The sequence below is a fragment of the Prevotella sp. MGM1 genome (genome assembly GCF_002933775.1).
Classification (GTDB): domain Bacteria; phylum Bacteroidota; class Bacteroidia; order Bacteroidales; family Bacteroidaceae; genus Prevotella.
The window spans coordinates 129,287-144,605 of record NZ_BEWV01000221.1 but is presented as its reverse complement, the minus strand read 5'-3'; the positions used below and the strand labels follow the sequence as shown (position 1 = coordinate 144,605).

Sequence of the window (15,319 nt, the reverse complement as noted above, 5' to 3'; positions counted from 1 at the left end):
ATATTATGAACAAACTGAAACTATTCGCCATCGCTATTATCTTTTGTGACATAGGAGCATCAGCCAAAAAACAGGCAAGCGTGTTTATCACTGCCGGCCAATCAAACGCCGACGGACGGGTATACAACACCGAGGTACCGGACTATCTGAAAGCAGGATACGGATATTTGCATTTCAAAAACGTGACAAACGCAAGCAACGGGATATTTGAGAAAAGAACATTCGACAATCCGAAAGCACGCTGGGCATTCTGCGATGTTACAAACTACCATATCGAAAAAGCTCTCAAAAAAGATTTCTATGCTATAAAATGCACGTATGGAGGTACATCGATAGATACTTCAGCCACTGTGGCGAGCAAGCCTGTGTGGTGTGCCGACAAGGAATGGATAAACCGAACAGGTGCCTATCGCGGTGATATAAACACAGGAAAATCACTTACCAAATCACTTACCGACGGTTTTGCCGACTGTGCCGACATTACGTTGACCGAACTAAAAGACGGATTCGACGTTAAAGCCATCATGTGGCATCAAGGCGAAAGCGACAGAAAACAAGCCGCAAACTACTACAAGAACTTCAAGGACATGATAAACTACATGCGCAACGCCATATACATGAAGACAGGAAAAGAAAAGGACAAGACACTGCCTTTCATCTTCGGAACCGTTCCGCACAAGAGCAGACAATACAGCCGTGAGGTAGAAGAGGCTCAGAAGAGAGTGGCATCAGAACTCCCCAACGTTTATTGTATAGACCTGAGCGATGCCGGACTGCAAGCCGACGGACTGCATTTCGATGCCGCCTGGACCGAATACGTAGGCAAAATGATGTACAATAAACTTGTCGAGCTGAAACTCGTGAAAGGCAAAAAAGTCAAGATAGAGAAGCCGTAGTCTTCCCATACTTGCTCGGCACCACCCCATAGCGGGCCTTAAAGCACTTGTTGAAGTACGAAGCATCCTGTATTCCCACCTTGTAACTGACCTCAGACACCGTCATACGCCCCTCTGCAAGCAATTCGGCCGCAATACGCATGCGTTCGTTTTGCAGATATTTATTCGGAGACACTCCGGTGAGCTCCTTTATCTTGGTAAACATTTTGGTACGTCCCATGCCAAGTATTGCCGCCAGCTTATCTACGGTAAATTCCGGATTGCCGATGTGCTGAACCACAATGTGATCTATACGTTCCTTCAATGTCTTGTCGGCATGAGACATGAGCAACGGTGAATTTTCCTGTACTTCGGAATACTTGCCGCTCTTAACGGCAGGATCCACACCTTGACGCACTGCGGCCGGCTTTTTACGGGCATTGTTTATCAACTGCATGGCACGCCCCACGAGCAGTTTGAAATTGCAAGGCTTCACCATATAGTCATCTGCCCCGGCCACATAACTGCGCAAGCGGTGATTCTCGTCGTCGATAGCGGTAAGCATTATCACCGGTATGCGTGACGTGACATCATCGCCTTTCAACTTTTTCACAATGTCATAGCCGGTAGTATCCGGCAACATCACATCACAAACAATAAGCGCCGGAGATGTTGCGGAAATACCGTCGAGCGCAGCCTGCCCCGTCATATAACCCACAGCATTGAAATATACGCCTATCTCGGCACAAATCTGGGCCATCATGTCCGGGTCGTCCTCTACCACAGCCACCGTAATATCATTTATGGCATCAGGTCTCAACTCGCGTATTATCTCATTATCGGCCGATGTATTCTCCTCATTCTCCGTCTTCTTCACGGCAGATGATTTTTTATAGTCTTCTTTCGAGTACGCGCTTGCCACAGAGGGCAGCATGAACGTAAATACCGAACCTGTCCCATTATCCACAGGCCGATATTCGAGTGTACCTTTATGCAGCTCCGCCATCCGGTGAGATGTATACAAACCGATTCCCATTCCACCGCTCGAAGCATACCCGCGCATGAATGGTTGAAACAACTGTGCCATCTGCTCGCAGCTCATTCCCGGTCCGTCATCCTCTACCGAGAATGACAGCCACTCATCATTTTTACGCAAAGAGACTCTCACCTGCCCACGCTCAGGAGTATATTTGATAGCGTTGCTTATGATATTATACACTATTGTCTCCACCATCTGATGATCGAACGGCACACCATATTCCCTGGCAAACGGAGTGAATGTGAAGCTTATGTCTTTCTGCTTTGCCATAGGCCAAAAGTCATTGTATATATCCTTTACAAAAGCTATGATGTCTCCTTCTTCCACGTTGAGCCTCATGTTTCCGGTATTAACCTTCCTGAACTCCATCAGCATGTTCACAAGACGCAACAGCCGTTTAACTCCACGACGAGCTGTCTGCACGGCGGCTTTCGAAGTACCGGCCTCGCCCGCCTGCAGTTTATCCACAGCTCCTTGGATAATGGCAAGAGGAGTACGGAACTCATGTGTTATATTAGTGAAAAATCCGATACGGAACTCGGTCATTTCTTTCTCGATCCTCATTTGCTGATTCAGTCGCAGACGCTCACGGGCATTATGGTAAAGATATATCCCGAAAGCCGCGGCAATAACAATATAGACCATCCAAGCCCAGACCGTGCCATACCAAGGCCGGCGAATAACTATCGTCAGGGTGCTCTCCCCACTCCATTTGTTGTTACTCAGCGAGCGGATGTGAAATATATATGTGCCGGGGGCGAGGTTGCCATACTCCACATGATTGACGCTTGTCGCCTGACGCCACGTCTCGTCAAGACCTTCAAGATAATACTGATATAACGATGAGTTGATTTCCGCATACTCGAAATTAGAGAATGAAAGCGAGATCGTGTTCTCATTGTGACCCAATGTTATCTTGTCCGAGCGATGTACAGACACAGCCATATCCTCATTGTCACCGAGCGGTATGCCGTTCACTCTCATATCAGTTATCACCGCCTGTGCCGCGGCATTACCGTCACTATCGTAATTACGGCGCGGAGTAACAACGGTAAGTCCCTGACGTGTGCCGAATAGCAGCCTGCCGTCATCAAGCCTCAGCGCACAGCCCTCTGAATAGATATTCCGCTCGAGTCTGCTGTCAAACCGATAGGTTTTAACTTTCATGTCATCACCGTATATTCTCGACATCCCACTCTCCGTCGCGACCCACACACTGCCATAGTCATCGCGAATTATTGAGTTTATAGTGTTATCGGCCAGCCCCTCTTTGGTTGTCACCGTGCGGCACTCAATCATCCTCATGTCTTTCGAGAATCGGCATTTTACAAGTCCGCCGCCTTTTCCTCCCGCCCACAGACAACCGTCTATATACCTGATACAACGCATCTCGTCTATCGGGAAATCGCTGTTCATGGTATTGAAACACTTGAAATCGGCGTTCTTTATATTCTTTTTCTTGGTATCAACGGCATACAATCCGTTGCTCGTGGCTATCCACAACCAACCGTCCGGCGAAAGTTCAAGCTGATGTTGCCGTCCCTCGTTGATGTTACGGTACAGTAATCTGTCGAACAACAGACGCCCGTCAGCTGTCAACGCTTTGGTGACAATCAGTCCTTCCTCATAAGAAGCAAGCCATACACGCCCCATGCTGTCCTGCTTTATGTCGTAAAAATCGTTCGACGGCACATGGTACGTCTTCTCATATTTACTGTAATAATCCCCGTCCACATAAAGACCGTCGCCTCTTGTAGCCATCCATTTCCTCCCGTCTCTATCCACAAGATAAGCGAATACACATGCTTTTGTCTCTCCCTGAGGCTCTATGGATCGGACTTTCGAGTCCAACCGATACAGCTTATTGTCCTTTGTGCTTACCAATATGCTTCCATCCTCGTCACGTGCGGTCATACGCACATAATTGGACCAGTCGCCCACACGCCCCGGAACTGGCATCAGAAACGACGCCATGGCATTGTGAGACACCGATATGCACGACACTCCGGCCTGATCTTGAGTAACCCACAGATTTCCTCTGCGGTCTATCATTATGTTCATCAGATAGTTATTATCTATCACCGGATGAGGGTCATCGGCCGAGAAACGCCTCAACGCACCACTCTCATGATGATAAACAAAAAGGCCATTACCATAAGAAGCGATGTAAAAAAGACCGTCATCTCCACGCCTTACCTTGTATTTGCGCTTCCGTTCAGCCGTAAACCTCACATCGGGAAGAAGCGACAGTTCTTTCATACTGCCGTCGGGAGCGAATATCCACAGCCGTCCCGTACTGTTTGACTCAAAGAAATATCCGTCTACGGAGTCGAGCAGCAATCCGTTCGGCACTTGATATTCCTCCGGTTTATCTACCTCAAACGTGTTAAGATCAATACTATAAGTACCTATTCCGAATATCATCCACTTGTCGCCCCACACGAAATTACTCCTAACTGTCTTCACCGTGCCGAGCACTTTGGGTATAACCATACGGCGAAGGAGTCTACCCTTGGGTGAAAACATCTCCACGGTATTGTTCTCCGACAGACATAATATATTGCCCCGCCACGTATTGCCGATGATGTATTCCCTTCCGCCTACAACTGTATGCCATCTACCACCGGTCCCGTACTTCATAAGTCCGCGGGCTGTCAAAGCCCATATACCACGCTTTCCGTCTTCGAGCATTCTCGGCACGTTATCGCTCGGCAACGCACCTGATTTACTTGTATAGTCCGCGCATGTAAATGTTCCATTATCAAATGTAACCTTGCGTATTCCCGAACGTGTGTCATACATCCACATATCGTTGCCCGAACGCAGGAAACGACGGTACGGCCGTGTCTCGTCACCACGCCCTGTATAGTCGACAAAGCGTCCCGAATGCAAATCATAGCATGCAAAGGCAAATGTAGAGGAATGAATCCACAACATATTGTTCGGCTCGTCCATATACAGATTGCCCGTAGTGGCATCCATCTTCCTCTTTCTGTCGCTACTAAGCGAATAATAATTCACAAACGAATATCCGTCATATCGGCACAGGCCGTATACGGCTCCCATCCAGACAAACCCGTCTTTATCTTGCAACAAGTCGTAAACAGTGTTACCTGACAATCCGTCCACAGACGATATGCGTCTGCCCGAAAGTGCCATGCCATCTATATTATCGTCTATTTCCGCCGCAGGCATCACCACAGGCAGAAACGACAATACCATAATCAGTATCGTTTTCAAGTACATTTGTTATTAGTCTTATTTTGCAAAAATACCTTATTTATATGAGTGAAACAAAATAATAGCGTACTATTTTACCGGTTTACGAACAATTCTACCATTTAAATGTACGTAATTATTATTTAATTTGCAGTCAAAACATCATAGCAATGAGAAATATTCTTTTACTTATCGTTCTTTGGACCGGTATCCACGCAAATGCCGCAGGCGAATATGACGTAAGAGACTTCGGTGCGGCAGGCGACGGAAAGACGCTCGACCACGAGGCAATAAACCGGGCGATAGACTCGTGCGAGGCCCGTGGCGGAGGCCGTGTGGTATTGCCGGCCGGCACATATTTGTGCGGAAGCATACGGTTGAAAAACAACGTGGAACTGCACATCATGTCAGGAGCGACCATTCTGGCAGCGCCACCATCAATGAAAGCATACGACGAGGCCGAACATTTCGGCGGACCGGAGTACCAGGACGGCGGACACACATATTTTCACAACAGTCTTATATATGCGGTAGGCAAGCAGAACATATCTATTACCGGCCGGGGAATGATAGACGGCAAAGGACTAACAAGAAAAGATACCGAGCGGGCGGGTAACGTGCAGGGCGGAAGCATAGGCACGGGCGACAAGGCAATAGCACTGAAAAACTGTCGCAACACGCTCATCAGAGACGTGACAATATACCGTGGCGGACACTTCGGAATAATAATGACCGGCTGCGATGTCGGCACTGTGGATAACGTGACGATAGACACAAACCGTGATGGTTTCGACATCGACTGCTGCAAATATCTCACGGTTAGCAACTGCAAAATAAACACACCGAGCGACGACGCACTGGTACTTAAAAGCTCATACGCCCTGAAACGACCCGTGCTCTGCGAACACATCACTATCAGCAACTGTGTAATAACAGGATACAAGGTTGGCACACTACTCGACGGCACATATTTACCCGAAAAAGTAAACTGGGTGTGCGGCCGACTGAAATTAGGCACGGAGTCGAACGGAGGCTACCGCAACATAGCCGTGACCAACTGCACATTCATGTACAGCAGCGGTCTGGCTTTCGAAGAGGTTGACCAGGGCTTGATGGAAAACATCGTAGTGAGCAACATATCGATGAGCCATGTGCACCACTACCCCATATACATAACCACAGGATGCCGAAATCGAGGCCCGAAAGAGCGGACAGACGTATCGAGCGCAGCCGACATAATGATAAGCAATGTCATGGCAGACGATGTAGACTCGCTGGCCGGCATAATCATCACCGGAATGCCGGGGCATCCCGTGCGCAACATAGCGCTGAGCGACATAAGCATACGATACAGAGGAGGTGGCACCAAAGAACTTGCATACAAAAACTACCGTGAGCAAGGCACAAACTATCCCGAGCCGAAATTTGCGAAGGAAACACCTGCCTACGGACTATTTGCCCGCCATGTAGACGGTCTCGACATCAGTAACGTAACTTTCCATACGGCAAAGCCCGACTACCGTCCGGCAATTATGCTTGACAACGTGAACAGTGCCACTATCAGCAACCTGAAAGCTCCGGTGGAGAAAGGCGTTAAGAAGATTGTGACTGTACGCAGCAAGAACGTGACTGTGAAATAAACCAAACACAACTTCTTTGGTACGCCCTATAAACTCTTATACCACAACAAAACATACAGACGCTTTACGGCAATATTCATATAAAGGTAAAATCATAGTACAAAAACAATAATAAATACTAACTTCTAAACTATTCTGCCGTCCAAAGCCAGTTTTTTAGGTTTTTGGGCGGCTTTATTTATATATCTCATTTGGCAATTGTATATGCGACCTTAATTAAACGGGAAATAGGTACAAAACGCTTTTATCCCTAAAACAAAATCCATACTCAGACTAAAATCACACCAAAAGATACTCCTTACGACATGCTTAACAGCATTTCATTCCACAATGGGATTATTATACAAGACAGCGGAAAACAAAAATCGGCGCAACGGGATTTTCGTTGCACCGATTTCACAGCGTAATAGTTTTATGATAACCCAGTTTCAATCATCATGATAAATCCGTTTCAATTAAGAACAAAATACTATACATGACCGCAAGTTTGCTTCTTTAATGAGGCATTTACGGTTTTCAATCTTTTCGTTCACTTATGCTCTTTACGTATGCTCTCCGCTATGACTTCTGCCATACGCTTCGCTCCCTTTTCCGTAGGATGAACGCCATCACGTTGCATCATGTCGGAAGCGGGGTCGACGACCGGATTTAGGTCGATAATACGCAAGTTGTTTTTCTTTGCCACTTTGTTGATAACAGGAATGATATCCGTCGTGATTATGGAATCACGTATCTCGTTATCGTCTTTTTTCCTTTTTGTTCCATCCACCCGCACAGGAGTACAAAGATATATCACCGGCTTTGTGGGCAGAGCCTTCAACTCGTCTATCATCTGTTGCATGTCGCCACGAAACTCCTTGGCGTGCCTGTCCCAGTTTTTAGGTTTACTATCGTTCGTGCCAAGTTTTATCACCACAATATCAGGACTGAAAGCCTTGGCTTCGGTCCATGCCTTCTCTTTCATATAGGGTCGGTCACCGTTGTTAAGCATAGTGCGGCCGCTCACCCCGAAATTTTTCACGAAATAATCTTTGCCCAAAAAGCGTTGAAGCTGTGCCGGATAGCCTTGTACATCAGACATGTCGATACCATGACCGTCTGTAATGCTGTTTCCTATACAGGCCACACGCTTGGCATCTGTCTTCGGTGCGACAAGCGTTTTGAGCCACATGCCCAGTTCGTCGAGCATCTGGTTGTGGTAAGTAAAAGTGGAACGGAAGCCGAAACCATGACCTCCTGAGGGATAGATGTGCAATGATGCTGGCACACCGGCACGGCGCAGAGCTGTGTAGTAAGGCAGTCCGTTTGTCAACGGAGGTACGGCCCTGTCGTCACCGGCCATGATAAGTATCGCCGGCGGAGTGACATGACGGCGCACCTGCTTGTCATTAGAAAACTGGCGCACCAGTTTCTCATCACCGCGCCTGTCGCCGAGAAAGCCCACCACCGAGCCTTTATGCGTCTGTTTCTCATCCATCGAAATCACCGGATAGAACAATATCTGAAAATCCGGACGGCTCTCTATCGGGGCATGAGTGGCCGTTGTAGAAGCAAGATGCCCTCCGGCAGAAAATCCCATTATGCCCACATCATTGCGGTTGATACCCCACACTGCCGCGCTGTCTCGCATCATGCGCACCGCATCCTGTGCGTCGCTCATAGGAATTGTGCGGTCACCTTTAGGCATACGGTATGTCAGCACACCGTAAGCAATACCCTGCCCGTTAAAATATCCTACCCAGTCGGTACCCTCATTCTGCATCGACAGATGAGAATATCCGCCCCCCGGACAGCCCACAATAGCACGCCCCGTAGGGTTCTCGGGCAGGAATACCCGCATGTTTGCCTTGCCGTCGGGAGTGATATTGACGGTAAACGTTCTCGCAGTCTGCGCTTGCAACGACATGCTCAATGCCGCAAAAGCGAAAAGAATAAATGATTTCTTCATTATTTTCGATAATTAATAGGTATATACAAAGGTAGTAATAATTATTGAAAGGGAAAAGCGTTTTCAATGTATATTTAAGTTCATGAAAGACAATATATGCCATTGCCGAGACGCAGTATGAATAAACGGTCTCACAATCGGATGCAATATATTTTCATATCATCCGGCATTTTAAAGACCACGAATTGCCACTCATAGCCATCGCACGTTCCGTTATTAAGAAAAACATTCGGAAAAACTTCCAACTTCATATTCTTTTATGCGCTCATATCGGATAGTTTTCCTTATCTTTGTAGTTCATTACGAAAAAACAAACCGATAGGGAACAAACTGCAAAAAACATCAAAAGACAATGAACGGAAAAAGATTTTTAGGCATTATCTGCATCTTATGCTCCGTATTGAAGGCCGTAGCGACAGACTATTACATATCGCCCGAAGGCAACGACAATGCAAACGGGCTGACTGCCGAAAACGCAATGGCGACAATCGGAGCTGCCGGAAAGAAAGTAAAAGCCGGCGATGTGGTCTACATCATGCCAGGAACATATATCGTACGGGAGAGCGACATATCGAAAGAAGAAAGTTCCGGACCCTACAAGATTATCTTCGACATGAACCAAAAGGGTACGGCAGACAAGCCCATCCGCTTCATCGGACTTACAGATGCCGACGGCAAACGCCCAGTTTTTGACCTGTCGGCCGTAAAACCGGCCGGCTACCGTGTCACGGCCTTCCTCGTAAGCGGTCAGTATCTGGTGTTCAGGAACTTTGAAGTGACAGGCATACAAGTGACAATCACAGGTCATACCCAGTCCGAAAACTTCCGGATCACCAACGGGTCGCACAACACTTTTGACAACATTGCCTGCCATGACGGCATGGGCATAGGTTTCTATCTGACAAGAAACTCGTCGTACAACCTGTTCGTCAACTGTGACGGATACAACAACTACGACCCTATATCCGATGTAAGCAGCAAGACCGGAATGGGAAGCGGCGGCAATAACGACGCCTTCGGATGCCACGTGAACAAGAACAATCCGGGAAACATATTCATAGGATGCAGGGCCTGGAACAACTCGGACGATGGTTACGACCTGATAAATTGCCACTCGGCCACCGTTTTCGCATATAGTTTCGCATACAAGAACGGATACGATGCCGAAAACGTGAGCCGTGGCGACGGAAACGGATTTAAGGCGGGCGGCTACGGGATGTCAGGCGACAAGACACTGACGGAAGACGGCGCTCCGATGCATGTCGTACATAACTGCATAGCCGTAAGCAACAAGTCGAACGGCATATATTCTAACCATCATATAGGCGGCATTGACTTCCACGACAACACATCGTACAAAAACAACCGTTACAATTATTCATTCGTAAACCGCAGGGGAACGGCGGCGGAAGACGCCGTTGACGTGGACGGATACGGGCATATCATAGAGCGAAACCTATCCGTTGGCACAAAACATGTAACCTCACTAAACGGAGCCGACGGGCAGAACACGATAGAAGACAACTCGTTTACATGGGCAAACAACCTATGGATGAACAATAATATGACGGATACGGCATTTGAAAGCACAAACATCACTGACCTGAAAGCACCGCGCGAGCCAGACGGGACTCTGTCGGAAAAGACATTAATGTTTCTGAGGCCGAAAGAGTTTTCTGTCTACGGATGTGATATGGACGGATATAAGGAAGCTGTGGAAAAAGCAAAAAGGACATCGGGAGCCGAGATCAATACCATAACCGGAATAGAGAACATCGCAAACAGTAATACTGTCAGGACACGCCAAGGACAGAAATACTACCTAAACGGACTGAAAACCAACCGGAACACCGGGCACAGGGTTTTCAAAAACGGATATAACGGGCATGTTATCATCATCCGGTAAGGACTCTTGCCGATACCGGTATTTGGCATATAAATAAATCAGCGGAAACCATAAGTTTTCAAATTATGATAAACGGAGACACAGAGCCTATGTGATCCAAAGGATTTGTGATGTCGTAAGGCATCATGGGCAATGCCACTGCAAAGGCAGCCAACACCGACAGGCCTGTTTTCATTATCTTCATAAAGCCGGCCTCACAGGTAAAACATAGAACGGACGATTCGGTTTACTGTCTATCATCCACTGGTCTATCACCACATGGTTATCAAGAGCTTTGACAGTCAGAGTATGGCGGCCTTTGGTTAGTTTCACTTTTGTGGTGTTGAGAGCCTGTCCACGCATCACGTTCTTCTTCCATTTTTCAGACCTGAACGGTTCTTTGAGTGATATTACTACCGGTGTCCCTCCGTCGATGCTCACACTGTACCGCAGGTCTCCACGGTCATTTGGCTGCGTGGGGATAAGAGCCGTATATAAAGTGGCCTCGCTTTCGAACGGCCATTCAAACTCATACGTGAGCGAAGCCTCCTTCGGCAACTGCACGGCGTTCATGCTATGGCCGAGCATCTGCGTTGGAACGACACCCGATGACGCCGACCGATAGTCGCAAGCGTTGCGTACCACTACGCCATCCATATCGGAATAAGGCATCGAAACGTAAGAGGTGTAGTCGGGAGCGACGGCCGCTTCCGGCATAAACGGCAACAACGGAGGGAAGAACACGTACAAATCGCGCGGCGCACTGTTCATGCTTCCTTTCCACTTGCCGCCGGACATAGTGGCATTGTAATGCTCTGTCAGTCTCTGTATCTCTTGATAAGCGCCCATGCTTCTCGCCGCATGCACAGACGCCTTGGTCTCACGGTCGAGCATCGTGCGGTCTGTCTGCCCCAGATAAGGCGCGCGGGCACGCTGGGCCTCAATCATTTTCACTGCCATTGCCGATGCCGACAGTACCGGATACTTGACAGCGGCAAAATAAGCGTCGAGCAGTTCGGGACGTATTGTCTTCTCCACTTCATTGACCGTGCGGCATACAGCGGCATAATCGGCCAGGTAACGTTCCTGCTCGTCGCCGAAAGCCGTCGCGCCAAACTCTGTATCGGTCACCTGAGAGCGGCCGCGCGGATATGTCTTCTTGTCCAGTTCGACCTGCGTCCACCCCATGTGCTCGGGCTTTCGTATGCCGCACAGGCGGTAGAACTCTGTCATTGCCGGCAACAAAGCGGTGGCGGCATTGGCTCCGAACTGCTCGGCAAGCCAGTTTTTCAGATGTTCTTGCAGTGTAGACGGAGACACGCAATCAATGTCCCATGCCATGTCGAGAAAGAGGGAAAGGTCGTATGCCGCCACCTTCGGGTCATGGACGTTCACTATCCACAATTTGCGCGCATTGTGATCATACGCCTGCCGCATCTCGCAGTACACCAGTCCGGGCTGCGTGGTGGTGAGCCATAAATAATCGTGCGGACGCCCCCAATAGCTCAGATGATAGTAAACACCGGCTCCTCCTTTGCGCTTCTGTTGCTCCTCATCGCTCAGACGTGTAAGATATCCGTAGTTGTCGTCACACCACATAAGCGTCACATCGTCGGGAACGCGTAGTCCGTTCTCCATTATTTGGAGCACCTCTTTATACGGGACAAACACCTGAGGTATGCTCTCCACATCCTTATCGATATGTTTTCCGAGCATTTCGCGCTGGTCGTCTATCACCTGTTGAAGTGCCTCGGTCTTCTCTTTCATCGTCTTGACACCCTCCATGGAACCATCGTGGATGCCTCGCATACCGATGGTATACAGTTTCTCTGACCCTTTCACCTCGCGAAGACGTTCTATCCAATAATCCTGCACGGCCTTGCGGTTGGTGATATAGTTGTAGCGGCCGCGCTCGGCTGTGTTCCACTCAGCCACATTGTTACGCAACAGCGGTTCGCAGTGCGATGTGCCGACGGCAATATCGAAACTGTCGGCCATCTCCCTGTTACCGGGAATGGTGAAAAATCCCGGCGTACCGGTATGCATTGCCGGCCAAACGGCGTTGGCACGAAGGCGGAGCAACAGTTGGAACACACGCTTGTTGGTCTTCGGCCCTATATTCCATAAACGCCCGCCCGGTTCGTAATTATACGTGCTCCACGGCCTGAGGGTCCAGTCCTCATCATTGAGGAACACGCCGCGGTATTCCACCGAAGGGCTTTGAAGCGTATTGAAGCCGTCGGCTATGACAAGCCTGGATTTCTTTTCCGGCACCACATCGCCCCACCATATCCACGGCGACACTCCCGCCTTGCGTGAAAGTTCGAGCAACCCGTATGCCGTGCCTCGGCCGTTGTTTCCAACCACATAGACCTTACCGCCTGAAACGGAAAGCGAAAAACCGTCTTTACGACCCGCAAGCTCGTCAACGGGCACACCGGCAGACATAAGTGCCTTCTTCACCGATACCGTGGCCTTGTCAAGCTGTACGATGCTTATCGTAGCCTTGTCTGCCCGCACAGCCTCCGGCAGGCAACCGACAACCTGCCTTATATCGTCACGAAACATAGATATGGCCTGTTCCACCACCGGAGACACCTTACCTGACACTGAATAGCGGACACCACTGTCACTATCGCCCCACACAAAATCGGCGGCAAACGACGCAGCGGCATTCAAAAACAGGATAGCCGCAACATATAATTTTTTCTTCATTAAAATCAATAGATTGTTTGTTATTTAAGCAACGGTTATTTATTATAAGTGGTTATACACCGCAAAATTAAGGATTTAAGGCATCACGCTCTTGTATTTTAGTACAATAATCGGTAAAATCGTACAGATATTTCATCTCATTTTCCACATTATCTCTTCTCCCCTACACTCTATCTTCTTCGCGTCAGCCAGATGACCGGTTATATCGGCAGCATCAAGATAGTGCACACGCAAGGCCGACGAGCGAGGGAAACGACAGAAAAAAACATCGTCGCTCATGTACAGGTCTACCGACCGGACCTCTCTCACACCCGACACCCCTTTACAATACTTCAATATGCCGCGAGAGATATGAGGCAAGACCTTTATACCCGTCCTGCCGTCATGAAACGAAAGCACGGCGACGACATGCCAACAAATACGCCCCGAGGCGGCTCCATCATGCCGGACGGCTGTCGAACGGTGGGAAATCGAGATGTTCCGGCCGTATTTCTTGTTTATGTCGCCCATCATTTGCCTGAACAACCGACCGTGAACCGATGTGTCTTCAAGCCTGTTTATACATATATGATAATGTATCATCTCATGAATGATGATGTCTTCGAGTTCTCTTTCGGTAAGGTCGAAACAAGTACTTATGCGAAGCACAAAATCATAGCAAACGATTTTACCGAACATGGTCCTGCGCTTCTTGAACGTGCAGGCACCAAGAAAAGTCCTTGCCTTGCTCAAGCGGATAGGAAGCCTTGGCAGCCGATCATCAAAAATAAGCCTGTTGAACTCATCGAACTTACTCTCTATATACGGTATTGTCGCTATCATGTGGATTTTGCTATTGAACCATGCCGATAAGTATACCATACTTTCGACAACCACAAAATTACATCTTTATTTCTTTTCGCCAAACCGTTTTCCAGTATTATTTGACCTGACGGGTATTATTTGTTACACTATAAATCAATAATGACACTGCAACGCCATGATTTAACATTATGATAAATATATTTACAAAACACATTTCATATCTCGACTGTTTGAAATTTTAAAATCACAAGGCCGCAAATATCGTCGTATTTCGAAGATTACGCAACACCCTGTATATCAATACAATACAAAAAGTCGTCATTATTCCAGCCGCGGTCAGTGATCCGGCGTGTGCATTTAGTATACTGATTGCGCTGCGTTTAGCGTCCCGTTGCTCTCCAATCAGCGGATAAACGCATCGCAATTACCTGCCAACCGCATTACAACGGGATGCCCGTTGCAAAAAAAGAGGTGCAAAACTCTCCGTTCACTACTTCCGGAACATAATAATATAGCGTGCTGTATATCGTATAGCCGTTCTGGTTCATGATTTTAGAAAGTGTTAAATTCGTGACTTTTTCACTACAAATAGTTATCTTTGCATACGTTATCCGCAATTTAGCGGATATGCCAAAACCGGAAAATATGATAACAGAGAAAAAGAACATAACGGTCAAGCAACATAATACGCCGTGCGGCAGATTGATACTTGGAGACTTCGATGGACTGTTGTGTCTCTGCGACTGGCTGACGGGAAAACATCGCGAACGCACCGACATACAACTGAAAAAGACACTGAAAGCCGATTTTAAGGAAGGTACCACGCCCGTCATAGAGGAAGCAGCGAGGCAGATTGACGAATATTTCGCAGGAAAACGCACCGTGTTCGACATTCCGATGCTTCACATTGGCACCGATTTTCGGAAAAGAGTATGGGCAGAACTACTGAACATTCCATACGGCACCACCATCTCCTACGGACAACTGGCACAGCGCATAGACATGCCGGCGGCCGTGAGAGCGGTGGCAAACGCCAACGGCGCAAATCCTATTTCCATTATCGTGCCATGCCACCGTGTCATCGGCAGCGACGGGACGTTAACCGGATACGGCGGAGGACTGACGATAAAACAGGCTCTTCTTGCGCTTGAAAAAGGGAAAACGGCGGCAACACTGCCTTTCGACGATATTTAA

Annotated in this window: 9 protein-coding genes; 4 read left to right on the top strand and 5 right to left on the bottom strand. The window is 48.2% G+C overall.

Features of this window, described 5'->3' with window-relative positions; translation table 11 throughout:
- Positions 1 to 5: 5 nt before the first annotated feature.
- Positions 6 to 896 (top strand): sialate O-acetylesterase, encoded by an 891-nt coding sequence (locus tag MoGM_RS12480; protein WP_104370373.1) that lies wholly within the window; start codon positions 6 to 8, stop codon positions 894 to 896.
- On the opposite strand, the gene MoGM_RS12475 is transcribed toward MoGM_RS12480, so the two are convergent.
- On the bottom strand, positions 877 to 5,154 hold the full coding sequence (locus MoGM_RS12475; RefSeq protein ID WP_158249616.1) for a hybrid sensor histidine kinase/response regulator transcription factor: 4,278 nt from the start codon (positions 5,152 to 5,154) through the stop codon (positions 877 to 879). The two genes, MoGM_RS12480 and MoGM_RS12475, sit on opposite strands and share 20 nt — an antisense overlap.
- 149 nt (positions 5,155 to 5,303) lie before the next feature.
- Here MoGM_RS12475 and MoGM_RS12470 point away from each other — a divergent pair, with 149 nt between their 5' ends.
- Complete coding sequence (locus MoGM_RS12470; protein WP_104370371.1) at positions 5,304 to 6,773, top strand: glycoside hydrolase family 28 protein; 1,470 nt, start codon at positions 5,304 to 5,306, stop codon at positions 6,771 to 6,773.
- 529 nt (positions 6,774 to 7,302) lie between these two features.
- Here the strand turns inward: MoGM_RS12470 and axeA1 are convergent.
- On the bottom strand, positions 7,303 to 8,721 hold the full coding sequence (gene axeA1 / locus MoGM_RS12465) for an acetylxylan esterase AxeA1 (protein WP_104370370.1): 1,419 nt from the start codon (positions 8,719 to 8,721) through the stop codon (positions 7,303 to 7,305).
- Between the two features lie 352 nt (positions 8,722 to 9,073).
- Between axeA1 and MoGM_RS12460 the strand changes: the two genes are divergently transcribed.
- Positions 9,074 to 10,627 (top strand): right-handed parallel beta-helix repeat-containing protein, encoded by a 1,554-nt coding sequence (locus MoGM_RS12460; protein WP_146078742.1) that lies wholly within the window; start codon positions 9,074 to 9,076, stop codon positions 10,625 to 10,627.
- 58 nt (positions 10,628 to 10,685) lie between these two features.
- Here MoGM_RS12460 and MoGM_RS13455 read toward each other — a convergent pair whose 3' ends face one another.
- The 3 genes from MoGM_RS13455 to MoGM_RS12450 all read right to left on the bottom strand — a co-directional run bounded on the left by MoGM_RS13455 (position 10,686) and on the right by MoGM_RS12450 (position 14,143).
- Positions 10,686 to 10,811 carry a hypothetical protein gene (locus MoGM_RS13455; protein WP_255401985.1) on the bottom strand — a complete coding sequence of 42 codons (126 nt, stop codon included), beginning with the start codon at positions 10,809 to 10,811 and terminating at the stop codon, positions 10,686 to 10,688.
- Complete coding sequence (locus tag MoGM_RS12455) at positions 10,808 to 13,321, bottom strand: glycosyl hydrolase 115 family protein (protein WP_104370368.1); 2,514 nt, start codon at positions 13,319 to 13,321, stop codon at positions 10,808 to 10,810. Before MoGM_RS12455 ends, MoGM_RS13455 begins: the two co-directional genes overlap by 4 nt.
- A gap of 132 nt (positions 13,322 to 13,453) precedes the next feature.
- Positions 13,454 to 14,143: a SprT-like domain-containing protein gene (locus tag MoGM_RS12450; RefSeq protein ID WP_158249615.1), complete on the bottom strand. Its 690-nt coding sequence runs from the start codon at positions 14,141 to 14,143 to the stop codon at positions 13,454 to 13,456.
- 630 nt (positions 14,144 to 14,773) lie between these two features.
- Here MoGM_RS12450 and MoGM_RS12445 point away from each other — a divergent pair.
- Positions 14,774 to 15,319: a methylated-DNA--[protein]-cysteine S-methyltransferase gene (locus MoGM_RS12445; protein WP_371410534.1), complete on the top strand. Its 546-nt coding sequence runs from the start codon at positions 14,774 to 14,776 to the stop codon at positions 15,317 to 15,319.